We start from the raw sequence: 24,509 nt of genomic DNA on the forward strand, positions 1-24,509 counted from the left end.
GGAGGAAGCCCCAAAAGGGCCTAGCCGACCGAGCTGTAGGCCACTACACCCCGAAGTAGCGCGTCCACGGCCTTACGGGCATTTCGCGCCACCGTGCTCCCGCCCTGCGAGGACGGCGGAGCGGAGGAGGCCGGGGCGGCCGCGGCGATCTGCCCCAGCACGTCGATGACCTGCTTGCACCAGCGCACGAAGTCACCGGCCGGCATCTCCGCCTCGCGCAGCACCTCGTCCAGGCTCTTGTCGGAGGCCCACTGGTACGCGGCCCACGCGAAGCCGAGGTCCGGCTCGCGCTGGCCGACGCCCTCCGCCTGGTGGATGCGATGCTCCTCCTCCAGGGCGTCCAGGCGGCCCCAGATGCGGACCATCTCGCCCAGCGCCGCCTTGGCCGCTCCGCCCGGCACCTTCGGCGCCACCGCGTCGTCGGCCTGGCGGGCCTCGAACACCAGCGCCGAGACGCACGCGGCCAGTTCGGCCGGGGTCAGGCCCTCCCAGACCCCGGCGCGCAGGCATTCCGACGCCAGCAGGTCGAGCTCCCCGTACAGCCGGGCGAGCCGCTTGCCGTGCACGGTGACCTCGTCCTCGCGCAGGTAGTCCAGCTCGGTCAGCAGCGCGTGGATCCGGTCGAAGGTCCGGGCGATGGTGTTGGTACGGCCCTCGATGCGCCGCTCCAGCGCCTGCGTGTCCCGCTTGAGGCGGTGGTAGCGCTCGGCCCAGCGGGCGTGGTCCTCGCGCTCGTCGCAGCCGTGGCAGGGATGCGCCCGCAGCGCGGCCCGCAGCCGGGTGATCTCGCGGTCGTCGGCGGCCACGGACCGGCCGCGGCCCCGCCGCTCCACCGTGATGTGACCGGCCTTGGCGCGCAGTTGGGACGCCAGGTCCCGGCGGGACTGCGGGGAGCGGGCGTTGAAGCTCTTGGGGATCCGCATCCGCTCGATGGCCTCGACCGGGACGGGGAAGTCCATCGAGGCGAGCCGCTTGACCTGCCGCTCGGCGGTGAGCACCAGCGGGCGCGGGCCCTCCGCGTACTCGTGGCCGCGGTGGCCGTTGACCCGCCCGGCCGGCACGCCCGGGTCCAGGACCAGCGCGAGCCCGGCGAACTTGCCCGTCGGCACGTGGATGATGTCGCCCGGCTTGAGCCGCTCCAGCGAACTGGCCGCCTGGGCCCGGCGCTGGGCCGCGCCCTGCTTGGCCAGGTCCGTTTCGCGGTCCTTGAGGTCCCGGCGCAGCTGCGCGTACTCCTCGAAGTTCCCGAGGTGGCAGGTCATGCCCTCCCGGTAGCCGTCCAGGCCCTCCTCGTTGCGCTGCACCTGCCGGGAGATCCCGACCACGGAGCGGTCGGCCTGGAACTGCGCGAAGGAGGTTTCCAGCAGCTCGCGGGAGCGGTGCCGCCCGAACTGCTGGACCAGGTTGACGGCCATGTTGTACGAGGGCTTGAAGCTGGAGCGCAGCGGATACGTCCGCGTGCCGGCGAGCCCGGCGAGGGCGCCCGGGTCCATGCCGCGCTGCCACAGCACCACGGCGTGGCCCTCGACGTCGATGCCGCGCCGCCCGGCCCGGCCGGTCAGCTGCGTGTACTCGCCGGGGGTGATGTCGGCGTGCTGTTCGCCGTTCCACTTGACGAGCTTCTCCAGGATCACCGTGCGCGCGGGCATGTTGATGCCCAGCGCCAGGGTCTCGGTGGCGAAGACGGCCTTGACCAGGCCGCGGACGAACAGCTCCTCCACGACCTCCTTGAAGGTGGGCAGCATGCCGGCGTGGTGGGCGGCGATGCCCCGCTCCAGGCCTTCGAGCCACTCGTAGTACCCGAGGACGTGCAGGTCCTCGGTGGGGATGGAGGCCGTCCGCTCCTCGACGATCTCCCGCACCTTCAGGCGGGCGGTGTCGTCGTTGAGCCGCAGGCCCGCGAACAGGCACTGCTGGACGGCGGCCTCGCAGCCGGCCCGGCTGAAGATGAAGTTGATGGCGGGCAGCAGCCCGTCGTTGTCGAGGCGGGCGATGACCTCGGGGCGGCCGGGGGTCCAGATCCGGCTGCGGGAGCGCCGCTCGCGCTCGCGGTCGGCCTCGCGGATCATCTTGCCGCGCCGCCGGTCCTTCGGGGCGTACGTGCGGCTGTTCTCCTCGCGCGCCATCCGCAGCAGGTCGGGGTTGACCTCCCGGCGGGCGGAGCCGCGGCCGCCGTGGTCGGACTCCTCCTCGAAGAGGTCGTAGATCCGCCGGCCGGCCATGACGTGCTGCCACAGCGGGACGGGCCGCTCCTCGGAGACGATCACCTCGGTGTCGCCGCGGACGGTGTCGAGCCAGTCGCCGAACTCCTCGGCATTGGAGACGGTCGCCGAGAGGGAGACCAGCGTCACCGACTCCGGGAGGTGGATGATCACTTCCTCCCAGACCGCGCCGCGGAACCGGTCGGAGAGGTAGTGCACCTCGTCCATCACGACGTAGCCGAGGCCCAGCAGCGACTGCGAGCCCGCGTACAGCATGTTGCGGAGCACCTCGGTGGTCATGACCACGATCGGCGCCTCGGAGTTGACGCTGTTGTCGCCCGTCAGCAGCCCCACCTTGGCGGCGCCGTAGCGCCGGACCAGGTCGGCGTACTTCTGGTTCGACAGGGCCTTGATGGGCGTCGTGTAGAAGCACTTGCGGCCCTGCTGCAGGGCCAGGTGTACGGCGAACTCGCCGACGATCGTCTTGCCCGAGCCGGTCGGGGCGGCGACCAGCACGCCCTTGCCGGCCTCCAGGGCCTTGCAGGCCTCGACCTGGTACGGGTCCAGGTCGAAGTCGTACATCGCGCGGAAGGGGAACAGGGCGGTGGCCTCTTCGGCGGCGCGGATCCGGGCAGCGGCGTACCGCTCGGCGGGTGAAAGTTCTTCGGTCATCTTGCTATCGAGCCTACCCGTCGCCTCTGACAACAGTCTCGATCTTTTATCGCACCCCGGGGACGGGATCCCCTACGCCAGCAGCCGGACCGCCGCCGGTACGCACTCGGCCGTCACCGGCAGCGGGCCGAGCGGTTCGCCGTCCGCGTAGGCGGTGATCCCGGGGGCCTCCAGCGTGATCTTCGCGGCCCGGTGGACGCTCACCTTCGGGTGGCTCAGGTGGGCGCCCCGGTAGACCTTCGGGAAGACCGAGAGCAGGGTGGTCCGGCTGCAGTCGCCGACGACCACGACGTCGAACAGCCCGTCGTCGGGAACGGCGTCCGCGCAGATCCGCATCCCGCCGCCGTACGAGGAGCCGTTGCCGACGGCGACCAGCGTGGCCTCAGTCTCGATCACCGGGCCGTCGTCGAGGGTGATCCGGTACGGGAACGGCCTGAAGGCGGCCAGCTCCGCGAGCATCGCCACGTCGTACTTGAAGCGGCCCGCCGGCAGCCGCATCCGGTTGCCCCGGTCGTTGACCCGGGAGTCGAAGCCGGAGCACAGCACCGTCCCGTACCAGGTGCCGCCGTCCGCCCCGCCCACGCGCCCGAGGTCGATCTCCCGGATCCGGCTCTCCTTGAGCGCCTCGGCGGCCAGCCGGCCCGCCTGCGCCGGATCCCGTACGGGCAGCCCCAGCGCCCGCGCGAAGTCGTTGCCGGTGCCCACCGCCACCACGCCGAGCGGCACCAGAGTCCCGGCCACGGCCTGCAGGGCCAGCGAGACCATGCCGTCGCCGCCGACGGCGATCACCGCCCCCGTGCCCTCCCGTACCGCACCGCGCAGCCGGTCGAGCGCGTCGCCGGCGTCGGTGCCGACGACGGTCCGTACGGAGAAGCCTGCGGCCCGGAGCGCGGAAGCGGCCGGCTGCGCGGCGTGCGCGCCCCGGCCGCGGCCCGCGGTGGGGTTGACGAAGAGGGTGATCTCGGCGCTCACCCTGGGGAATCTACCGGTCAGGTCGCGTCGTCGTAACCGTTGATCCGCCGGTGCTCGCCGTCCACCTGCTCGGGCAGGGCGGCCGCGGGGGCGACGGGTTCCATCGCGCCGATGGGTGCGGGCGTGAGGTCCAGCTCGGACGCCTCGTCGTCGGAGAGCAGCGCGTCCGGATTGGCGCGCTTGCGCCTGCGGTCGTTGACCAGGCAGATCGCGAGCGCGATGAAGTACAGGGCGACGATGGGCGCGGCCAGCGACAGCATGGTGAGCGGGTCACCGGTCGGGGTCGCGAACGCGGCGAAGATCGTGATGCCCAGCACCATGGCCCGCCACCAGCTCGCCAGCCGCTTCGCCGTGAGGACCCCGGTGAAGTTGAGCAGGATCAGCAGCAGCGGCAGCTCGAAGGCGAGGCCGAAGACCACGACCATGCGCGTGACCAGGTCGAGGTAGTCGTCGACCGGGAGCAGGTTGCGCGCGTGCTCGGGGGTGAAGTCGAGGAGGATCGTGGCGGTCTGCGGCAGCAGCTTGTACGCGAGCACCGCGCCGGCGCCGAACAGCGGCGCGCCGGCCGCGACGAAGCTCATCGCGTACTTCTTCTCGTGGCTGTGCAGCCCGGGGGCGGTGAAGGCCCACAGCTGGTAGAGCCACACCGGGGCGGAGAGCACCACGCCGGCAGTGAGCGAGACCTTCAGGGCGATCGAGAACGGGGCGATGAGGCCGTTCACGGTCATGTCGGCACAGGGCCGGCCGTTGCGCTGTGAGACCACCCCGTCGGTGCAGCCGACGGAGTCCAGCATCGGCTTCAGCATGAAGTCGATGAGGTCCTTGTAGTAGAAGGCCGCCACGACGGTGATCACGAGGATCGCCAGGACCGACTTGAGCAGGCGGTTTCTCAGCTCACGCAGGTGCTCGACAAGCGGCATCCGCCCTTCGGCGTCCTTCGCCTGCTTGCCTTGCTTCCCCTGCTTGCGGGCAGACTTGAGCAACCCACGTCCCTTGTCTCGTTGCAGATGGCCGGATGGCCGGTGTGACCGCGGCCCGGAAGGCGGCCGCGGACGGACGGTCAGCCCTGGGCGGTGTGGTTCGGCTCGCCGACGGGCCGCGAGCTCGTCACGTCACCGGGGGCCGCCTTGATGGTGCGCGGGGCCGCCTGCTGGGGCGTCTGGTCGGCGACCGTGGCGGCGGTGGCGTTGTCGTCCGCCGCGCCCTCGGCCTTCATGGCCTTCGCCTCGCTCTTGAGGATGCGGGCCGACTTGCCGAGGGAGCGGGCCATCTCGGGGAGCTTCTTGGCACCGAACAGCAGCACGATGACAGCGATGATCAGAAGGATCTCAAGGGGCTTCAGATTGCCGATCATGTGTGTCTTCCTTCTCACCGAAACGGCTGGTTGTGGTGGCGGGCGACCTCGGAGGAGATCCGTAGCCGCTCGACAAGGATCGTAACCCCCGGGGGTTAACGCCCGGCAATCCCCGGGGGTCTCCCGGCTTGCGTACGGCTCCGGCGGTCCGGACCCGACCGTACGGGGCCCGTGCCGCACTTGCCATAGACGTACGGATACGGGCGCACGCTACGGCCGGCCGGCCTGGCCCGCCCGGGCCAGGTCCGTCGCCGCCCGCTCCAGCTCCGCCGAGGCGTCCGCGACCCGGCGGCTGGACCGGGCCACCTCGGCGGACAGCCGCCGCACCTCCCCGAACACGCGCAGGGCGGCGACGGCGAGGACGGCGCACCCGAGGAACCCCAGGGCGATCGCGAGCATGGGCCACAGCATGGGACGAGCTTAGGGGATGCCCGGCCGGTCGCGGCGGGGCCACCCGCCGCCTCAGATGCTGCGCAGGGTGCTCACGCCGCCGCCGGTCAGCAGTTCCACGATCCGCTCACCCGCCGGCTTGCGGACGGAGGCACGGCACTCGGGGCAGGTGAAGGAGTAGAAGGTGGTCCGCCGGCTGCCGCCGATGACCAGCCGCAGCGCGCCGGCGTCCAGCTCGAAACGGGCCCCGCACTCGGGGCAGGCCGCCTTGAAGGAGACCGGCCCCGGCGCGGCGGGCCGCCCCGGCGGCCCGGCGGCGGCGGACACACCCCGTGGCCCAGACATTGGCGACATCGCTCGGCGCTCCCCTCAGCCCACTTCTGTTGCGTACGGCACGGCCCGCCGACCGGCGGCCCGCCCCCGGCACAGCCTGCCCACGGCGCTGCCCGCCCATGGCGGGCCCTGCCCCGGGCGCGGCCCGCGTACGGCTCCCCGGCCGTGCGCCGCGGCGCTCAGCCCTGTTCCCCGTACCCGGCGAGCGCCTCGCGGGCCGCCTGGCGGGCGCTGTCCGCCAGCTCCTGCGGCGCCACGATGCGGCCCTCGCGGCCCAGCCGCAGCGCGAGCCGGCGCAGCGAGGCCGGGTCGGGGCTGCGCAGGGTGATCCGCAGGCCGCCGCCGGGCAGTTCCTCGGCGCTGTCGTGCGGGTAGTACTCGGCGACCCAGCGCCCGCCCGGCCCGACCTCGACCACGACCTCCGGGTCCTCGGCGGCCGGCTGCACGAGCCCCTCGGACAGGTCGCGCGGCTCGATGGCGGGCGGCTCGGCCCGCTCGTCCAGCATGCGGATCTCCGCCACCCGGTCGAGCCGGAAGGTGCGCCGGGCCTCGGAGAGGTGGCACCAGCCCTCCATGTAGGTGTGGCCGACCGTGAAGAGGCGGATGGGGTCGACCTTGCGCTCGGTGAGCTCGTCCCGGGCGGGCGAGTAGTAGCGCAGCCACAGCCTGCGGCGCTCGGCGATGGCCCGGTCGACGTCGGCGAAGACCCCGCCCTCCGCCTCGAAGGTCACGTTCAGCCGGGCGCTGGCCCCGGCGGCCTCGCCCGCCGCCGCCTCCAGCTTCGCGGTGGCCCGCAGCAGGGCGTCCCGGTCGCTCTCGCGCAGGCCGGGCAGGGTGGCCACCGCGCGGGCGGCGACCAGCAGGGCGGTCGCCTCGTCGGCGGCCAGCCGCAGCGGCTCGGCGGTGGACTCCCCCGATGCGTCGGGGTTGCGCCACCAGATGCGCTCGCCGTCGGTGTCGATGTCGAGCAGGTCCCCGCCGCGGAAGCTGGTGCCGCACATGGGCAGCACGTCGAGGTCCGAGATCAGCTCGTCCTCGGTGATCCCGAAGGCGCGGGCGACGTCGGCGACGTGCGCGCCGGGGCGCTCGCGCAGGTAGGTCACCAGGGACAGCATCCGGCGGGTCTGGTCGATGGCGTTGGCAGCCATGCTGGTACGTCTCCCCCTCAGGGCACGTCATGCGGACGGTGCGGTCGTGCAGGTGCAGTGCGATGCGGTGCTGTGGTGGTGCGGCGTGGGCGGCGGCCGCGGCCCGCGCGGCGGGGTGGTGCGGCCGCGGGGCGCGTACGGTGCGTGCGCGGCCGGTGTCAGCCGGCGGCGACGGCGCGCAGCCGGTCCACCACGTCCGCCCTCAGGTCGGCGGGCCCCACCACCACCACGTCCGGCCCGAACTCCACCAGCCAGGCGTCCAGCCCGTGCCCGTACGGGATCTCCAGCTCGTCCCAGCCGTCCGCGCCCTCGCGCACGGCCGCGGCCCTGGCCCGCAGCGGGTAGCCCGCCCCGGCCCGCAACCGGATCAGCGCGGTGCGGTCGGCGCTCTCCCCGGCCCAGCTCGCGACGGTCTCCCGTACGGTCACCACGTCCGGCACCTCGGCGGTGTACCTGCCCGCCCGCGAGCGGACCTTGCCGGTGATCCGGGAGAGGCGGAACACCCGCTCCGCCCCGCGCTCGCGGTCGTACCCGGCCAGGTACCAGTGCCCGCGCCAGCACTCCAGCGCCCACGGCTCCACCTGGCGCGTCTCGGGCCGGGCCGCGGTGGACTTGCGGTAGTCGAAGACCACCGGCCGGCGGTCGCGGCAGGCGAGCATCAGCGGCTCGAACGCCGCCTCGTGGACCGGGATGCGCGGCTCGATGGCGCTGTGCTGGCCCTCGTACGGGGAGCCCGCCTCCGGCATCCCGCCGGCCCGCAGCTTCTGCAGGGCGCCGCTGGCGGCCCCGGCGAGGCGGGCCTGCTGCCAGACCTTCGCCGCCAGCCCCAGGGCCGCGGCCTCCTCGGCGTCCAGGGAGACGGGGGGCAGCCGGTTGCTGTCCCGGCGTGCCAGGTAGCCCGTTTCGCCCTCCAGGTTCTCCACCGTCTCGATGACCAGGCCGAGTTCCCGCAGATCGTCCTTGTCCCGCTCGAACATGCGGTTGAAGGAGTCGTCGTTGCCCGCTTCCATGTACGCCTCGATGGAACCGCGCAGCTCACGCTTGCTCAGCGGCCGTCGCGTCCCCAGCAGACACAGCGCCAGATTCATCAGCCGCTCGGCCTTGGCAATCGCCATCGACGCCGTTCCGCCCTTCTCCGCTCACACGACTTGCGCGTCGTGTACGTCCGTGACCGTTGACCGTACCGCCCCGGCGGGCCCCGGCAAAAGCGAGGGCCCCCGCCGCACGGCGGGGGCCCTTCACCGGTCACGCCTGGCGGATCAGGCGGCCATCAGGTCGCAGACGAAGATCAGCGTCTCGCCCGGCTTGATGGCGCCGCCGGCGCCGCGGTCCCCGTACGCGAGGTGGGCGGGGATCGTCAGCTTGCGGCGACCGCCGACCTTCATGCCCTGGACGCCCTGGTCCCAGCCGGAGATGACCTGACCGATGCCCAGGATGAACTGCAGCGGGGCGCCGCGGTTCCAGGAGGCGTCGAACTCCTCGCCGGTGGAGAAGGCCACGCCCACATAGTGGACGGAGACCTTGGAACCGGCCTTGGCCTCGGCGCCGTCGCCCTCCCAGATGTCCTCGATGACCAGGTCGGTGGGGACCGGGCCCTCGGGGAAGTCGATCTCGGGCTTTTCGAGCTTGTCGCTCACGGAACTGCTCCTAAAAACTGGTGGACAACGGGGACAGTCTTACATCACGGCGAGGATGTCGAGGCTGAAGACCAGCGTCGAGTTCGCCGGGATCGTCCCCTGCTCCTTGTCGCCGAAGGCCTGGTCCGGCGGGATGACCAGGAGGATGCGGCTGCCGACCTTCTTGCCGAGCAGGCCGTCCTTCAGGCCCTTGACCGACAGCTGCTCCATCGGCCAGGTGACCGTCTGGTCCGTGGCGTACGTGCTCTCGAAGGTCTTGTCGTCCTTCCACGTCTTGCCGTTGAACTTCACCACGACGCTGTCGGTGTCCTTGACGGCCGGGCCGTCACCCTCAAGGACGTAGTTCGAGACGAGCTTCGACGGCGGGGTGGCGTCCTTGGGGACGGTCACGGAGACTTCCTTGCCGTCCGTGTTCGTACCGGCCTTGGGGAGGTCCTTGTTGTCCTGCGCGACCTCCTTGCCGGTGGCGGAGGCCGGGACGCTGGTGCCCTTGACGATGTCCACCACGAAGACGAGCGTGGCATTCGGCTTGATCTTGTCGCCGGAGCCCTTCTCCCCGTACCCCAGGTCCGGCGGGATCACCAGCTCCAGGCGGCTGCCGACCTTCTTGCCCTCCAGGCCCTGGTCCCAACCCTTGATGACCATTCCGGCACCGATGGTGACCTCGAACGGCTTGCCCTTGCCGAAGCTCTGGTCGAACGGCTCCTTGCCGTCCCACACCTGGCCGAGGTAGTTGACCTGGGCGACGTCGCCCTTCTTCAGCGCCGGGCCGGTGCCCTCGCTGATGGTCTCCACCTTCAGTTCCTTCGGCGGGTCGCCCTTGCCCTTCGACAGGGTGGGCGTCTCTCCGAACTTGGCGCCCTTCGTGATGGCGGGCACCCCGTTCTTCATCTGGGCGGAGTCGGAGCCGCTGTCGCCACACGCTGCTGTCGACAGCAGCAGAAGGGGTACGACAAGCAGGCCGGCAAGTCGGCGCACGTGTTCCTCAGATCTCAGACGGCAAGCGGTCGCCGCCACTCTAAGGCGTGCGCAGGGCCCCGTACGAGATCCGTACGGGGCCCTGGCGAAGATCAGTGAGATGTCACATGCCGGCGATCAGCTTCTCCACCCGGTCGTCCACCGAGCGGAACGGGTCCTTGCACAGCACGGTGCGCTGCGCCTGGTCGTTGAGCTTGAGGTGCACCCAGTCGACGGTGAAGTCGCGCCGCTGCTCCTGTGCCCGGCGGATGAAGTCACCGCGCAGCCGCGCCCTCGTGGTCTGCGGGGGCACCGACTTGCCCTCGAAGATCTTCAGGTCGTTGCAGATCCGCGCCGCCTGCCCCTTGCGCTCCAGCAGGTAGTACAGCCCGCGCCGACGGTGGATGTCGTGGTAGGCGAGGTCTATCTGGGCCACCCGCGGATTGGACATGGTCATGTTGTGCTTGCCCCGGTACCGCTCGATGAGCTTGTACTTCATGACCCAGTCGATCTCGGTCTCGATGCGGTCCAGGTCCTCCGCCTCGATCGCGTCCAGCGTCCGGCCCCACAGCTCCAGCACCTGGTCCACCGTGCCGCTGCGGATCCCGCGGCGCTCCGCGAAGTCCACCGCCTTGTCGTAGTACTCCCGCTGGATCTCCAGCGCGGAGGCCTCCCGGCCGCTCGCCAGACGCACCTTGCGCTGGCCCGTGATGTCGTGGCTGACCTCGCGGATCGCCCGGATCGGGTTCTCCAGGGTGAGGTCCCGCATGACCGTGCCCGCCTCGATCATGCGCAGCACCAGGTCGGTGGCGCCGACCTTGAGCAGCATCGTCGTCTCGGACATGTTCGAGTCGCCGACGATCACGTGCAGGCGGCGGTAGCGCTCCGCGTCGGCGTGCGGCTCGTCCCGGGTGTTGATGATCGGCCGGGAACGGGTCGTCGCGGAACTGACGCCCTCCCAGATGTGCTCCGCCCGCTGGCTCACGCAGTAGACCGCGCCCCGCGGGGTCTGCAGCACCTTGCCCGCCCCGCAGATCAGCTGCCGCGTGACGAGGAACGGAATGAGGATGTCCGCCAGGCGGGAGAATTCCCCGTGCCGTGCCACCAGGTAGTTCTCGTGGCAGCCGTAGGAGTTGCCGGCCGAGTCGGTGTTGTTCTTGAAGAGATAGACGTCGCCCGCGATTCCCTCCTCGTGCAGGCGGCGTTCTGCATCGACGAGCAGGCCTTCGAGAATGCGCTCGCCCGCCTTGTCGTGGGTGACCAGTTCGGTCACGTTGTCGCATTCGGGAGTTGCATATTCCGGATGCGAACCCACGTCGAGGTACAGGCGGGCGCCGTTCCGCAGGAAGACATTGCTGCTGCGGCCCCATGACACAACACGGCGGAAGAGGTAGCGCGCCACTTCGTCAGGAGACAGTCGGCGCTGTCCCCTGAACGTGCACGTGACGCCGTACTCGTTCTCCAGCCCGAAAATGCGGCGGTCCATGACTGAACATTACGCCTTCTGCACTGTTCTGAAACCGGGTTCGAGAACGCCGTTTCGATCAATTGGCGGCGACGTGCTCCGAGCAGCCCTCCGGGGCGGCCGCCACGGCGCCCGTCACGGTGCGGGTCCGGCCGGGGACGGCGAGGATCCGCTGAGTGGTCATCAGGACCAGCAGCGCCGCCGCCCCCGCCACGCTCGCCACCCCGAAGCCCATGGCCGTCCCGCCCAGTTCCACCGCCGGACCGGCCGCCGCCGTACCGATGGCCGCGCCCACCCCGAAGAACGTCACCAGCCACGAGAACGCCTCGGTCACCGTGCCCGCCGGGGCGTGCCGGTCCACCACGATGAAGGCGCACGCGATCGCCGGCGCCAGGAACACCCCCGCCAGCGCCGCCAGCGCCGTCATGCCCACCGGGCCCGGCGTCAGCATCAGCGGCAGGTAGCAGACCGCCAGCAGCGCGACCAGCAGCCGCAGCCGGCGCTCCGGCGCGCCGCCCCACTGCCGGGCCCCGTACGCCACGCCGCCGACCAGCGCGCCCAGCCCCAGCGCCGCCATCAGCCAGCCGTACACCGCCTGGTTGCCGTGGTCATCGGCGTACGCGACACCGGCCACGGTGATCGAGCCCAGCGCCGTCCCCACGAAGAAGAACGACCCCAGCAGCGCCAGCAGCCCCGGCGAGCGCAGCGCACCCAGCCAGTGGGCCTCGCGGGGCGCCGAGCGCCACGTCCGCGACGGCTCGCTGACCACCACGGACAGCGCACCGAGCACACCGATCGCATTGAGCACCAGCAGCGCCCCCGCCGGATCCCACAGCGCCACGAACAGCGTCACCAGCAGCGGACCGACCGTGAACATGACCTCCTGCGCCACCGCGTCCATCGCGTACGCGGCGTGCACCCGCTCCTCCTTGCCGCCGAGCACGCCGGGCCACAGCGCCCGCAGGCCGCCCTCCAGCGGCGGGGTGAAGAGCCCGGCCACGACCACGGCGGCGTACGCGGCCACCGCCGAGCCCGTGCCCGCAAAGGCCAGCCACACCATGCCGAGCGCGGAAACCAGCGCCGCGGGCAGCTGGACGCGGGACTGCCCGTACAGGTCGACGGCGCGTCCCAGCAGCGGCTGCCCGACGGCGTTGGCCAGCCCGTAGACGGCCGCGAGGGCGCCCGCGAGGCTGTAGCTGCCGCCCTCGGCGCGCGTGAACAGCACGATGGCGATCGGCGCGGTGGCGTTCGGCAACCGCCCTGTGAGCGTGCCCACCAGCAGCCTCGCGGCGTGCCGGGTCCTGAGCAGCTCCGCGTATCCCGCGGCCATGTGCGCCCCTTTCTGCCCGGACACTACCACCCGGGTAATACGTATAACGTGACTCGTCATACGTACCATGGCCGCAGCTCGGCAGTCCAGACGGCCACCGGCCCGCGGACCCGGCACCCCCGCCCTCCACCGCGATTCCAGGAGCCCCTGTGACGAGACCCACCAGCCGGGACGTCGCCACCGCCGCCGGGGTCTCCCAGGCCACCGTCTCCCTCGTCCTCGGCGACAAATGGCGCGGCCGCGTCTCGGAACGCACCGCCGGCCTGGTCCGCGAAGCCGCGGCCACACTCGGCTACCGACCCAACCTCGCCGCCCGCAACCTCCGGCTCGGCAGCACCCGCACCGCCCTCCTCGTCGTCCCCGCCCTCACCAACGAGTTCTTCGCCCGCGTCTACACCGGAGCCGCCCGCATCGCCTCCGCCCACGGCTTCGGCGTCGTCCTCTACCCCTCCCCCGAGGGCACCGGCCCCGCCCGCGACCCCTTCGCCTCCGCCCGCGCCGCCCTCGACGGAGTCATCGCCTCCTCCATGGCCGCCGGCGCCCTCGACGCCATCGGCGGCACCGAACTCCCCCTCGTCATGCTCGACAGCGACCCCACCGCCGGCCGCGCCGCCGCCCACGTCAACCTCGCCATGGCGGACGGCATGCGCCAGGTCACCCGACACCTCCTGGACCTCGGCCACCGCCGCTTCCTCCACCTCGCCTCGGCCGTCGACTCCTGGACCTTCCACGTCCGCGCCGAAGCCCTCGCCGCCCTCCTGGGCCCCCACGCCCAGTGCCGCACCATCCGGGCCCCGCTCACCGTCACCGACGCCCGCACCACCGTGGAGGCCGCCCTGGCCGCCCCGGGCGAGCGGCCCACCGCCATCGTCTGCGACGACGACATCCTCGCCGCCGGCGCCTGCAAGGCCGCCCGCCGCCTCGGCCTGCGCATCCCCGAGGACCTCTCGATCACCGGCTTCGACGACCTCGCCCTCGCCACCGCCGTCGAACCCGAGCTGACGACCGTACGCCTGCCCGCCGAACGCATCGGCGAGCAGGGCATGACCGCCCTGCTCACCGTCCTGGAGGGCGAGCCCTGGACCGCCCCCGACATCCCCGTCGAACTCGTCGTCCGCGACTCCTCGGGCCCCGCCCCCACACCCTGAACACGGCGAGAGCCCCGGCCGCCCTCTTCGGGCCGGCCGGGGCTCTCGTCCACAGGGACAGCTCCGCTACTCCGCGTCGTCCTCCGCCACCTCGTCGTTCGACACGGCATCCGCCTGGACGTCCGCCGGAACATCCGCCTCCAGCAGCCGCGACAGCTGCCGGCCGCGGATCCGCTTGAACTTGCGCTGCTGCGACCGCGTCCGGTCCAGCACCGCCACCTCCAGCCGCTCGGCCGGAATCGTCTTGTCCGCACCGTTCGCCTGGCTGGACAGCGCCTGCACCGCCAGCTTCAGCGCCTCGGACAGGGTCATCCCGTCCCGGTGCCGCTGATCGAGGAACGTACTGATCTGCTCGGCATTGCCGCCGACCGCGACCGAACCGTGCTCGTCCACGATCGAACCGTCGTGCGGCAAACGGTAGATCTGGTCACCGGCCGCCGTCGCACCGACCTCGGCCACCACCAGCTCCACCTCGTACGGCTTCTCGCCGGCCGAGGAGAAGATGGTGCCGAGCGTCTGCGCATAGACGTTGGCCAGCCCACGGGCCGTCACATCGTCGCGGTCATAGGTGTATCCGCGCAGATCCGCGTACCGCACACCACCGATCCGCAGGTTCTCGTACTCGTTGTACTTGCCGGCGGCCGCGAAGCCGATCCGGTCGTAGATCTCGCTGAACTTGTGCAGCGCACGGGACGGGTTCTCGCCGACGAACACGATGCCGTCGGCGTACTGCAGCACGACGAGGCTGCGGCCGCGGGCGATGCCCTTGCGGGCGTATTCCGCCCGGTCGGCCATGGCCTGCTGGGGTGACACATAGAACGGAGTCGACACCGGTTATCCGTCCCTTTCTTCTGGGCGACGAGACGAGGAGTGGTCAGAGCAGGGCCGCGCGCGGCCCGTCGGGCTGCTCAAGCCGCCGGTCGGTGACCGAGCGGGCGATCGCCTGCGACTCCTCCTCGGTCAGCCTGCGGAAGCCCTCGTCGGTGATGACGGTGACGATCGGGTAGATGTGGCGGTAGAGGTCCGGCCCACCGGTCGCCGAGTCGTCGTCGGCCGCGTCGTAGAGCGCCTGCACGACCAGCGTGGTGGCCTGTTCCTCCGTCAGGTCGGGGCGGTAGAGCTTCTTCATGGAGCCCTTGGCGAAGATGGAACCGGAGCCGGTGGCGGCGAAGCCGTGCTCCTCGGAGCGGCCGCCGGTCACGTCGTAGGAGAAGATCCGGCCCTTCTCCTTGGCCTCGTCGTAGCCCGCGAAGAGCGGGACGACGGCCAGCCCCTGCATCGCCATGCCCAGATTGCTCCGGATCATGGTGGAGAGCCGGTTGGCCTTGCCCTCCAGGGAGAGAGTGGTCCCCTCCACCTTCTCGAAGTGCTCCAGCTCCAGCTGGAACAGCTTGACCATCTCCACGGCCAGACCGGCCGTACCGGCGATCCCGACCGCGGAGTACTCGTCGGCCGGGAACACCTTCTCGATGTCCCGCTGCGCGATCATGTTCCCCATGGTCGCCCGCCGGTCACCGGCGAGCACGACCCCGCCGGGGAAGGTGACGGCGACGATGGTCGTCCCGTGCGGCGCCTCGACGACCCCGTCGGGGAGCTTGCGGTTCCCCGGCAGCATCTCGGGCGCGTGCGCGCCCAGGAAGTCCATGAAGGACGACGACCCCGGCGTCAGGAAGGCTGCCGGTAGACGCCCTGTGCTACGAGTGTTGGGTTCCACAGGTTTCCTTCCACGTAAGCGGCTGCACGCCTTATGACGTCCGGCCGATCCTTGAACTGCCCCAGTGCGGCGTTACAGCTGAAGCACAGTACGCCTCGGACCTTACCCGTCTGATGATCGTGATCCACGTGCTCCGCCGGACCCACTTGGCAGAGCAAGCAAAGCCCGCCTTGGGCAGCGATCATCTCGTCCCGCTCACCCTCGGTGATGCCGTACTTGCGTTTGAAGTAGCTGGCGCGGTTGCGCTGCGCTCTGCACGTACGGCAGTAGCTGGACCACCCATCGGACGTGGTCTTGTTCTGCTCCCACTCCGAGTGAGGCTTGATTTCCTGGCACTGGGGGCACCGCTTGTGGCCGGGCGGTACGGGTATCCTCTCCCGCACCGTCCGACCCTTCGCTTCCTGGCGCGCCTTGTAGTAGGCCGCAGCGCACGACCGGCAATACGACTGTAAGCCGTCGGCTATGGAGCGGTTGCTCGCGTATTCCGTTCGCGGCTTGTTCTGCTTGCATCGCGAGCACCGCTTCGTGACCTCGGACAACTACTCCGCGCCCCCCACCTTCGATTCGAAGGTCAAATGGCCTTACTGGCCACCCTTCTGAACGAACGACCTCACGAAATCCTCAGCATTCTCTTCGAGTACATCGTCAATCTCGTCAAGTACGGAGTCGACGTCGTCGGAGAGCTTCTCCTGGCGCTCCTTGAGGTCGGTCGATTCCTCGACCGCCGCCTCCTCGACCTCCTCGGTCGAGCGCGTCGCCTTCTGCTGTCCGCCGCCGGTGTCCTTGGTCGCCATGTCTACCTCACCCCGCTCGGTTCGCACGCTCACGTCGAGGGACCCCGGGATCGGGATCCCTCAAGATCAGACCCTACGTCGGACCCTACAAGGAGGGTCCGACATTCGTCCCGGCACTTGGACAACGTCCGGGTTCTCTCATGATTCCCGGCCAGGGGGCCTTTCAGCCCCTTCCGGCCCGGAAAGCGTCAGCTCCCGCTCAGTTCCCGCTCAGCACCCGGACCAGGTCCTCCGCCGTGCGGCAGCGGTCCAGGAGCTCCTTGACGTGCTTGCGGGTGCCTCGCAGGGGTTCCAGGGTCGGGACCCGCTGGAGGGAGTCCCGGCCCGGGAGGTCGAAGATCACCGAGTCCCAGGAGGCCGCGGCCACGTCGTCCGCGTACTGCTCCAGGCACCGGCCCCGGAAGTAGGCCCGGGTGTCCTCCGGAGGCTTGCCCTGGGCCCGCTCGACCGCGGGCTCCTCCACCAGCCGCTTCATCTTGCCGCGGGCCACCAGGCGGTTGTAGAGGCCCTTCTCGGGCCGTACGTCCGCGTACTGGAGGTCCACCAGGTGCAGGCGGGCGGCGTCCCAGCCGAGCCCGTCGCGCCTGCGGTAGCCCTCCAGGATCTCCCGCTTCGCGATCCAGTCGAGCTCTCCCGACAGGCTCATCGGGTCGCTCTCCAGCCGGCCGAGCACGTCCTCCCAGCGGGCCAGCACGTCCTTGGTCTGCTCGTCCGCGTCGGAACCGAAACGCTCCTCCACGTACTTCCTGGCCAGCTCGAAGTACTCCATCTGCAGTTGTACCGCGGTCAGCGTGCGCCCGCTGCGCAGCGTGATCAGGTGGTGCAGGTCCGGGTCGTGGGAGACCTGGTGCAGGGTGCGTACGGGCTGGTCGACGGCCAGGTCGACGGTGATGAATTGGTCCTCGATCATGGACAGGACGAGCGCCGTGGTGCCCAGCTTGAGGTACGTGGAGATCTCGGAGAGGTTGGCGTCGCCGATGATCACGTGCAGGCGGCGGTACTTCTCCGCGTCCGAGTGGGGCTCGTCCCGGGTGTTGATGATGGGGCGCTTGAGAGTGGTCTCCAGGCCGACCTCGACCTCGAAGTAGTCCGCGCGCTGGCTGATCTGGAAGCCGTGCTCGCGGCCGTCCTGGCCGATGCCGACCCGGCCGGCGCCGGTGACGACCTGGCGGGAGACGAAGAAGGGGGTCAGGTGCCGCACGATCTCCGAGAAGGGGGTTTCCCGCTTCATCAGGTAGTTCTCGTGCGTGCCGTAGGAGGCGCCCTTGTTGTCGGTGTTGTTCTTGTAGAGGTGGATGGGCTGGGCGCCGGGCAGCTGGGCCGCCCGGACCGCCGCCTCGGCCATGATCCGCTCGCCGGCCTTGTCCCAGAGCACGGCGTCCAGCGGATTGGTGATCTCCGGGGAGCTGTACTCGGGGTGCGCGTGGTCGACGTAGAGCCGTGCGCCGTTCGTGAGGATGACGTTGGCGAGGCCGATGTCCTCGTCGGTCAGCTGGCTGTTGTCGGCGGCCTCGCGGGCGAGGTCGAAGCCGCGGGCGTCCCGCAGCGGATTCTCCTCCTCGAAGTCCCAGCGGGCGCGGCGCGCCCGGTGCATCGCCGCCGCGTAGGCGTTGACGATCTGGGACGAGGTGAGCATGGCATTGGCGTTCGGGTGCCCCGGGACGGAGATCCCGTACTCCGTCTCGATCCCCATTACTCGCCGTACGGTCATGCGGCCCTCCTTGCCCGGCGGCGCTCCCGTTCGGGAGCGGCGCTCAAGTACCGCTGGTGCTCCGGTGCGTGTGCGGTGCCCGTCCCCGCACTGCGCGACCGGCGGTACGGAAGAGCCTAGAACCACTCCGCGCTGGTGGGGAGATCATTTCAGTCATTGACTTCGCCCCGTCACCGGCTGAAAAGCGGTCGGTAAAGCAGTCGGCTGCGGGTGCCCGGTCAGGGCACCCGCAGCCGCCCTTTTCGATCAGAGGTACTGACCGGTGTTTGCCACCGTGTCGATGGAGCGTCCGGTGTCCGCGCCCTGCTTTCCGGTGACGAGGGTGCGGATGAATACGATCCGCTCGCCCTTCTTTCCGGAGATCCGGGCCCAGTCGTCCGGGTTGGTGGTGTTGGGCAGGTCCTCGTTCTCCTTGAACTCGTCCACGCACGCCTGGAGGAGGTGGGAGACCCGCAGACCCTTCTGGTTGTGTTCGAGGAAGGCCTTGATGGCCATCTTCTTGGCCCGGTCGACGATGTTCTGGATCATCGCGCCCGAGTTGAAGTCCTTGAAGTAGAGGACTTCCTTGTCGCCGTTGGCGTACGTGACCTCAAGGAAGCGGTTCTCCTCGGTTTCGGCGTACATCTGCTCGACGACGGTCTGGATCATGCTGTGCACGGCGACCTCGGGCGAGCCCGCGTGCTCGGAGAGGTCGTCGCTGTGGAGCGGCAGCGAGGCCTTGAGGTACTTCGCGAAGATGTCCTTCGCGGCCTCGGCGTCCGGGCGCTCGATCTTGATCTTCACGTCGAGGCGTCCGGGCCGCAGGATGGCCGGGTCGATCATGTCCTCGCGGTTGGAGGCGCCGATGACGATGACGTTCTCCAGGCCCTCCACGCCGTCGATCTCGGCGAGCAGCTGCGGGACGATGGTGTTCTCCACGTCCGAGCTGACGCCGGAGCCGCGGGTGCGGAAGAGGGACTCCATCTCGTCGAAGAAGACGATGACGGGGGTGCCCTCGCTCGCCTTCTCACGGGCACGCTGGAAGACGAGGCGGATGTGCCGCTCGGTCTCGCCGACGTACTTGTTGAGGAGTTCGGGGCCCTTGATGTTCAGGAAGTACGACTTCCCCGCGGCCTGGCCGGTCACCTCGGCGACCTTCTTGGCAAGGGAGTTGGCCACCGCCTTGGCGATGAGCGTCTTGCCGCAGCCGGGCGGGCCGTAGAGCAGGATGCCCTTGGGCGGCCGCAGTTCGTGTTCCTTGAACAGGTCGGGGTAGAGGTACGGGAGCTCGACCGCGTCGCGGATCAGCTCGATCTGGTCGCCCAGGCCGCCGATCTTGTCGTAGTCGATGTCGGGGACCTCTTCGAGGACGAGGTCCTCGACCTCGCTCTTGGGGACGACCTCGTAGACGTAGCCGGAGCGGGGTTCGAGCAGCAGGGCGTCGCCGGCGCGGATGGTGATGTCCAGCAGCGGCTCGGCGAGCCTCACCACCCTCTCTTCGTCGGTGTGCCCGATGACCAGGGCGCGCTCGCCGTCCTCAAGGATCTCCTTGAGGGTGACGATGTCCCCGGCCCGCTCGAATTCCATGGCCTCGACCACGTTGAGGGCCTCGTTGAGCATGACCTCCTGGCCGCGCCGGAGCTCTTCCGGGTCGACGCTGGGGCTGACGTTCACGCGGAGCTTGCGGCCCCCCGTGAAGATGTCGACGGTGCCGTCCTCGTTCGCCTGCAGGAAGACACCGAAGCCGGCCGGGGGCTGCGCGAGCCGGTCGACTTCCTCCTTGAGGGCGACGATCTGGTCGCGGGCCTCACGGAGCGTATTTGCCAGTCGCTCGTTTTGCGCGGAGACGCCGGCCAGGTTTGTCTGGAGCTCGACGATCCGCTCTTCGAGAATCCTCGTGTGTCGCGGAGAGTCGGCGAGCTTACGTCGCAGGACGGCGATTTCCTGCTCTAGGTAGGCAACCTGACCGGCGGGGTCCTCAGACCCTCGCCCCGGCCGGATGCCGCGGTTGATGTCGTCGTCGTGGGCTGCCACGGTCCTCACCTCCTCCAAGGGGAGCTGGACGCTTCCTGACCCTACCTGGGCTGGTGGTGATTGAAACCCCTAGATCACAAAGACGGTAGAGGTGTGTCCGATCTTCACCCTTGCGTACTCCCTCACGCCAAGGAAATACCCACCCATCAACATCTGAAAGCGGCCGGTTGTAAGGTCGAAGTGTTCAACACCCGTCACGGCTCGCGCGACTTGCCGTCGGCGGATGACGAGAACTGATCACTGAGCGCAGGGAACGGCAGGAGATATGACCGTGCAGCAGGAGGCTCCCACGGGTGGCGCCGGGCAGGCCGCAGAGCCGCTTGAGGTCTGGATCGATCAGGACCTGTGCACCGGCGACGGGATCTGCGTGCAGTACGCGCCCGAGGTGTTCGAGCTGGACATCGACGGTCTGGCCTATGTGAAGAGCCCCGACGACGAGCTGCTGATGGAGGCGGGGGCGACCACTCCGGTTCCGCTGACGCTGCTGCAGGACGTGGTGGACTCGGCCAAGGAATGCCCCGGGGACTGCATCCACGTAAGGCGGGTTTCGGACAGGGTCGAGGTCTACGGTCCCGACGCCGAGTGACGGTTCAAACACTCCTGGCGGCGGAATCCGTCAGCTCCTGGCGGAATTTTCCGCCGCTCCAGCGCCACTTGGCGAGCTGTTTGAGGTCGGGGCTGTAGCGGGGCACCTGGGGTGAGGAGTACCCGAGGAGGCCGGCCGTGACCGCGCCGTCGCGCACGGTGAGGTCGGTCACGGTCTGCCTGCGGCCGGCCTCCAGCAGGGTGGCGACGATCCTCGGCCGGGCGCCCGGGGTCTTGTCCTGGGCGAGTACGTAGAGGGCGTGGGGCGGGGTCCCGGATCCGGCGTCGCAGCGGACGGCGGCCACGGTCTCGGGGCGGCCGTCGCCGTCGAGGTCGCCCTGGGCGGTGGCCGTCACGGCCACGGGGGCGCCCTTGCAGTCGAGGGGGTACGTGACCCCGGCGGCGTCGGGAACGGGGGCCTGCGGGCCGCTCACGGCCTCGGCCTCGGGAGCTCCGGAGGGACCGGCCGACGGCGCGGCGGCCGGGGCGGTGGCCGCCGCTTGCGGCTGGAGGAGTCCCGCGCCGGCGATGACGGCGGCCACGGCGCACGCCGTGGCGAGCCAGTGGACGGGCCGGGCGCTGCTGTGCGCCGGGTTTTCCCATGCGGCTGCCGGCTCGGCGGGGCTGTTCGGCACGCGGGGGTCTCCTGTGCGAGCGGTGACGGGGAGCCAGCATCGTGCCACATGTCACACCGGGGCGGAACGCCCGGGTCCGCGCGGGTCGGGGCCGGTACCGGGAACAACGAAAAGGCGCTGCGGCGCAGTTCCCGTCGGACGGGGGGAACTGCGCCGCAGCGCCGTGGTGTTGGGTGTCCGGCCGGGCCGGGTTGCCGCGGTCGCCGGAGCTACCGCTGGGAGGTACCCCCGCCGGACTGGCTGCCGGGGCCCTCGTAGTCCTCGCCGTAGGCGCCCTTGGCGGGGCGGCGGCGGCGCATCGGGGGCTCGACGCCGTCGGCGAGGCGGCGGGCGGTGACGAGGAAGCCGGTGTGTCCGATCATCCGGTGGTCGGGGCGGACGGCCAGGCCCTCGACGTGCCAGTTGCGGATCATCGATTCCCAGGGCTGCGGTTCGGCGTAGCAGCCGAATTCGCGGATGGATTCGACGGTACGGGCGAGCTGGGTGGTGGTGGCCACGTAGCAGCAGAGGATGCCGCCGGGGACCAGCGCCTTGGAGACGGCGTCCAGGCACTCCCAGGGGGCGAGCATGTCGAGGATCACGCGGTCGACGTCGGTGTCGGACAGGTTGTCCTGGAGGTCGCCGACGGTCAGCTGCCACGCGGGGTGGGGGCCGCCGAAGTAGCGCTCGACGTTGGCGGTGGCGATTTCGGCGAAGTCCGCGCGGCGCTCGTAGCTGTGGAGCATGCCCTGGTCGCCGATGGCGCGCAGCAGGAAGCTGCTCAGCGAGCCGGAGCCCACGCCCGCCTCCACGACGCGGGCGCCGGGGAAGATGTCGGCGAAGGCCAGGATCTGGCCCGCGTCCTTGGGGTAGACCACGGCGGCGCCGCGGGGCATGGACAGGACATAGTCGGGGAGCAGGGGACGCAGCGCGAGGTAGGCGACGTTGCCCGTCGTACGGACAACACTGCCCTCGGGGGCGCCGATCAGCTCGTCGTGCGGGAAGGAACCCTTGTGGGTGTGGAAATTCTTCCCGGCTTCGAGCGTGAACGTGTAGTGGCGGCCCTTGGGGTCGGTGAGCTGAACCTGGTCCCCGACCTCGAAGGGCCCGCGTCGGCGGGCGGCACCGGTCGGTTCGGACATGTGACCAGTGTATTGGCTTCAGGACTGGGGCCGCGCCATGGCCTTCACGAAGGCCTTCTCCACGTCCAGGGTGGACAGGACGCCGTAGATCTCGCCGCCGGGTTCGACGACGAGGTATTCGGTGGCGGGGGTGGCGCGCAGGTGGTCGAGGAGGTCTTCGCCGGTGAGCTCTGCGGAAACCTTCATGCCGTCGGTGAGGTCCTGCGCGAGGGTGCTGACGGCGACCCAGGGGCGGCGGTGTTCGGGCACGGACGCGATGGCGCTCTCGCGGACGATCGCGGTGGGTTCACCCTGGCCGTCGACGACGACGAGGGCGCGGGCGCCGTGGGCGTTGGCGCGGCGCAGGGCTTCGGAGAGCGGGGTGGCGTTCTCGACGGGGACGGCGCGGCGGGTGAGGGCGCGGGCGCGCAGTTCGGGGAGGTGTTCGCGCAGCCGGGCCATGCGCAGGCTGTTGCCGGCGCCGGTCCAGATGATGGCGGCGAGGATCGCGGCGAGGAGGGCGTCCATGACGGTGTTCATTCCGCCGACGTCGTCGGGGCGGCCGCCGGTGAGCCCGGTGTGGGTGAGGACGGGCAGGCCGAGGAGGACGGCGACGGCGAGGGCTCGGCCGACCCAGGCGGCGGCGACGGTCCCGGTCATGGGCCTGCCGGTGATGCCCCAGATGACGGCGCGGAGCATGCGTCCGCCATCGAGGGGGAGGCCGGGGAGCAGGTTGAAGGCGGCGACGAGCAGGTTGGAGATCATCAGGCCGGCGAGGAGGACGCCGGGGACGGTGGCGGGGTCGACGGCGAACATGGCGAGGTAGAAGGCGCCCGCGAGGACGAGGGAGAGCAGGGGGCCGACGAAGGCGAGGACGAATTCGCGGCCGGGGGTCTCGGATTCCTTCTCGATCTCGGAGACCCCGCCGAAGAACTGGAGCTGGATGCGGCGCACGGGCAGTTTGAAGCGGAGCGCGGCGACGGTGTGCGCGAGTTCGTGGACGAGCACGGAGGCGTAGAAGGCGACGGCGAAGAAGAGCGAGACCAGGTAGCGGGCGAGGCCGAGGTCGGGCAGGACCCGGTCGAGCTGGTCTCCGAAGACCCAGGTGATGAGGGCGGCGACGAGGAACCAGCTGGGCGAGACGTACACGGGGACGCCGAAGGGGCGGCCCATGAGGAGTCCGCCGCCCGGGCCGGAGCGCTGGTCGGGGCGCTCGCCGGATTCGTCGGTGTCTGCCACGGCTGTCCTTCGTTCGGTGCTGTCCGGCGGGTTGGTTTCGTCGGTGCTTTCAGTGTGGTGCAGGTGCACGGTCGGTGCGGGGTGCGGGGTGCGCGGTAGCGGGGTGTGATGCTCCGATCATGCAGTGCGAGGGTGCCCGCCGTCGATGGTATGCGCGTGCTGTCGGTGGCGGGTCGTAGGGTTTTGTCTCATGACGACGATGCCCGATGCCGGTGCGGATGATTCAGCGCCGGTCGCTCCGCCTGCCTCGCTCTCCCCTTCGCGGGCGAGCGATTTCATGCAGTGCCCGCTGCTGTACCGGTTCCGGGTGATCGACAGGCTGCCGGAGAAGCCGAGTGCGGCGGCGACGCGGGGCACGCTGGTGCACGCGGTGCTGGAGCGGTTGTTCGACCACCCGGCGGTGGAGCGGACGGCTCCGCGGGCGAAGGCGCTGATCCCGGGGCAGTGGGACCGGCTGCTGGAGTCGCGGCCGGAGCTGGCGGAGCTGTTCCCGGCGGGGGACGGGGGCGAGGGCCTGGCGCGCTGGCTGACGGAGGCCGAGGCGCTGGTGGAGCGCTGGTTCACGCTGGAGGACCCGACGCGGCTGGAGCCGGTGGAGCGGGAGTTCTTCGTGGAGGCGGAGCTGGAGTCGGGGCTGCGGCTGCGCGGGATCATCGACCGGGTGGACGTGGCGCCGACGGGCGAGGTGCGCATCGTCGACTACAAGACGGGCAAGGCGCCGCGGCCGGAGTACGCCGAGGGCGCGCTGTTCCAGATGAAGTTCTACGCGCTGGTGGTGTGGCGGTTGAAGCAGGTGGTGCCGCGGCGGCTGCAGCTGGTGTATCTGGGCAGCGGTGACGTGCTGACGTACGACCCGGTGATCGCGGACCTGGAGCGGGTGGAGCGCAAGCTGCTGGCGCTGTGGGAGGCGATCGAGGAGGCCACGGCGACGGGTGAGTGGCGGCCGCGGCCGACGAAGTTGTGCGGGTGGTGCGACCACCGGGCGGTGTGTCCGGAGTTCGGCGGTACTCCCCCGGCCTATCCGCTGGTGATCTCCCCCCGCCGGGGCGGGGAGGTGCCGGCGCCGCAGCCCGCAGCCGGGGGTGCGGGGGCGGCACCGGCGGAGTCCTGA

The 24,509-nt window shown here is 70.6% G+C and carries 24 protein-coding genes; 3 read left to right on the plus strand and 21 right to left on the minus strand.

The genetic code is table 11. The features are described from left to right. Positions 1–20: 20 nt before the first annotated feature. From ABZ128_RS30135 to ABZ128_RS30190, 12 genes are all read right to left on the minus strand, one after another. Positions 21–2,873: a DEAD/DEAH box helicase gene (locus tag ABZ128_RS30135; RefSeq protein WP_356852377.1), complete on the minus strand. Its 2,853-nt coding sequence runs from the start codon at positions 2,871–2,873 to the stop codon at positions 21–23. Positions 2,874–2,945: 72 nt separating this feature from the next. Beyond that, positions 2,946–3,845 (minus strand): diacylglycerol kinase, encoded by a 900-nt coding sequence (locus ABZ128_RS30140; protein ID WP_356852378.1) that lies wholly within the window; start codon positions 3,843–3,845, stop codon positions 2,946–2,948. Positions 3,846–3,862: 17 nt separating this feature from the next. Further along, positions 3,863–4,828 carry a twin-arginine translocase subunit TatC gene (gene tatC / locus ABZ128_RS30145; RefSeq protein WP_356852380.1) on the minus strand — a complete coding sequence of 322 codons (966 nt, stop codon included), beginning with the start codon at positions 4,826–4,828 and terminating at the stop codon, positions 3,863–3,865. Positions 4,829–4,905: 77 nt separating this feature from the next. Further along, on the minus strand, positions 4,906–5,199 hold the full coding sequence (tatA, locus tag ABZ128_RS30150) for a Sec-independent protein translocase subunit TatA (protein ID WP_356852382.1): 294 nt from the start codon (positions 5,197–5,199) through the stop codon (positions 4,906–4,908). Positions 5,200–5,409: 210 nt separating this feature from the next. Further along, positions 5,410–5,610 (minus strand): hypothetical protein, encoded by a 201-nt coding sequence (locus ABZ128_RS30155; protein WP_356852384.1) that lies wholly within the window; start codon positions 5,608–5,610, stop codon positions 5,410–5,412. A gap of 51 nt (positions 5,611–5,661) precedes the next feature. Further along, positions 5,662–5,934 carry a hypothetical protein gene (locus tag ABZ128_RS30160; protein ID WP_356852385.1) on the minus strand — a complete coding sequence of 91 codons (273 nt, stop codon included), beginning with the start codon at positions 5,932–5,934 and terminating at the stop codon, positions 5,662–5,664. A gap of 167 nt (positions 5,935–6,101) precedes the next feature. Further along, complete coding sequence (locus tag ABZ128_RS30165) at positions 6,102–7,070, minus strand: WYL domain-containing protein (protein WP_356852386.1); 969 nt, start codon at positions 7,068–7,070, stop codon at positions 6,102–6,104. Positions 7,071–7,228: 158 nt separating this feature from the next. Beyond that, positions 7,229–8,185: a WYL domain-containing protein gene (locus ABZ128_RS30170; RefSeq protein ID WP_356852388.1), complete on the minus strand. Its 957-nt coding sequence runs from the start codon at positions 8,183–8,185 to the stop codon at positions 7,229–7,231. A 144-nt stretch (positions 8,186–8,329) separates the two neighbouring features. Further along, on the minus strand, positions 8,330–8,707 hold the full coding sequence (locus ABZ128_RS30175) for an FKBP-type peptidyl-prolyl cis-trans isomerase (RefSeq protein ID WP_356852389.1): 378 nt from the start codon (positions 8,705–8,707) through the stop codon (positions 8,330–8,332). A gap of 39 nt (positions 8,708–8,746) precedes the next feature. Continuing rightward, positions 8,747–9,685: an FKBP-type peptidyl-prolyl cis-trans isomerase gene (locus tag ABZ128_RS30180; protein WP_356852390.1), complete on the minus strand. Its 939-nt coding sequence runs from the start codon at positions 9,683–9,685 to the stop codon at positions 8,747–8,749. Between the two features lie 103 nt (positions 9,686–9,788). Then, entirely contained in the window at positions 9,789–11,150 is a 1,362-nt protein-coding gene (pafA, locus tag ABZ128_RS30185) for a Pup--protein ligase (RefSeq protein WP_356852392.1), read from the minus strand. A 58-nt stretch (positions 11,151–11,208) separates the two neighbouring features. Continuing rightward, positions 11,209–12,459, minus strand: a complete 1,251-nt coding sequence (locus ABZ128_RS30190; RefSeq protein WP_356852393.1) for an MFS transporter — start codon at positions 12,457–12,459, stop codon at positions 11,209–11,211. Between the two features lie 149 nt (positions 12,460–12,608). On the opposite strand from ABZ128_RS30190, the gene ABZ128_RS30195 reads away from it, so the two are divergent. Next, a complete protein-coding gene (locus tag ABZ128_RS30195) occupies positions 12,609–13,607 on the plus strand; it encodes a LacI family DNA-binding transcriptional regulator (protein WP_356852395.1) in 999 nt (332 codons plus the stop codon). A gap of 66 nt (positions 13,608–13,673) precedes the next feature. Here ABZ128_RS30195 and prcA read toward each other — a convergent pair whose 3' ends face one another. The 6 genes from prcA to arc form a co-directional block, all read right to left on the minus strand. Beyond that, entirely contained in the window at positions 13,674–14,438 is a 765-nt protein-coding gene (gene prcA / locus ABZ128_RS30200; protein ID WP_356852397.1) for a proteasome subunit alpha, read from the minus strand. Between the two features lie 43 nt (positions 14,439–14,481). Next, positions 14,482–15,321, minus strand: coding sequence for a proteasome subunit beta (gene prcB / locus ABZ128_RS30205; protein WP_356852398.1), 840 nt, complete (start codon positions 15,319–15,321; stop codon positions 14,482–14,484). Beyond that, positions 15,273–15,704 (minus strand): endonuclease VII domain-containing protein, encoded by a 432-nt coding sequence (locus ABZ128_RS30210; protein ID WP_356852425.1) that lies wholly within the window; start codon positions 15,702–15,704, stop codon positions 15,273–15,275. The genes prcB and ABZ128_RS30210 overlap by 49 nt, the downstream gene beginning before the upstream one ends. Before the next feature lie 198 nt (positions 15,705–15,902). Continuing rightward, positions 15,903–16,115, minus strand: coding sequence for a ubiquitin-like protein Pup (locus ABZ128_RS30215; RefSeq protein ID WP_030016348.1), 213 nt, complete (start codon positions 16,113–16,115; stop codon positions 15,903–15,905). 199 nt (positions 16,116–16,314) lie between these two features. Continuing rightward, positions 16,315–17,826 (minus strand): depupylase/deamidase Dop, encoded by a 1,512-nt coding sequence (gene dop, locus ABZ128_RS30220; protein ID WP_356852400.1) that lies wholly within the window; start codon positions 17,824–17,826, stop codon positions 16,315–16,317. A 246-nt stretch (positions 17,827–18,072) separates the two neighbouring features. Continuing rightward, positions 18,073–19,839 carry a proteasome ATPase gene (gene arc, locus ABZ128_RS30225; RefSeq protein WP_356852402.1) on the minus strand — a complete coding sequence of 589 codons (1,767 nt, stop codon included), beginning with the start codon at positions 19,837–19,839 and terminating at the stop codon, positions 18,073–18,075. Positions 19,840–20,104: 265 nt separating this feature from the next. Here arc and ABZ128_RS30230 point away from each other — a divergent pair, with 265 nt between their 5' ends. Further along, positions 20,105–20,425: a ferredoxin gene (locus tag ABZ128_RS30230; RefSeq protein ID WP_356852404.1), complete on the plus strand. Its 321-nt coding sequence runs from the start codon at positions 20,105–20,107 to the stop codon at positions 20,423–20,425. A gap of 4 nt (positions 20,426–20,429) precedes the next feature. Here the strand turns inward: ABZ128_RS30230 and ABZ128_RS30235 are convergent, their stop codons facing one another. From ABZ128_RS30235 to ABZ128_RS30245, 3 genes are all read right to left on the minus strand, one after another. Then, positions 20,430–21,059 (minus strand): hypothetical protein, encoded by a 630-nt coding sequence (locus tag ABZ128_RS30235; RefSeq protein WP_356852405.1) that lies wholly within the window; start codon positions 21,057–21,059, stop codon positions 20,430–20,432. Between the two features lie 209 nt (positions 21,060–21,268). Further along, positions 21,269–22,180, minus strand: a complete 912-nt coding sequence (locus ABZ128_RS30240; protein ID WP_356852407.1) for a tRNA (adenine-N1)-methyltransferase — start codon at positions 22,178–22,180, stop codon at positions 21,269–21,271. Between the two features lie 18 nt (positions 22,181–22,198). Next, positions 22,199–23,398: a site-2 protease family protein gene (locus tag ABZ128_RS30245; RefSeq protein ID WP_356852408.1), complete on the minus strand. Its 1,200-nt coding sequence runs from the start codon at positions 23,396–23,398 to the stop codon at positions 22,199–22,201. 190 nt (positions 23,399–23,588) lie between these two features. On the opposite strand from ABZ128_RS30245, the gene ABZ128_RS30250 reads away from it, so the two are divergent. Then, complete coding sequence (locus tag ABZ128_RS30250) at positions 23,589–24,509, plus strand: RecB family exonuclease (protein WP_356852410.1); 921 nt, start codon at positions 23,589–23,591, stop codon at positions 24,507–24,509.

The organism is Streptomyces sp. NPDC006326 (genome assembly GCF_040612915.1).
Lineage (GTDB): Bacteria > Actinomycetota > Actinomycetes > Streptomycetales > Streptomycetaceae > Streptomyces.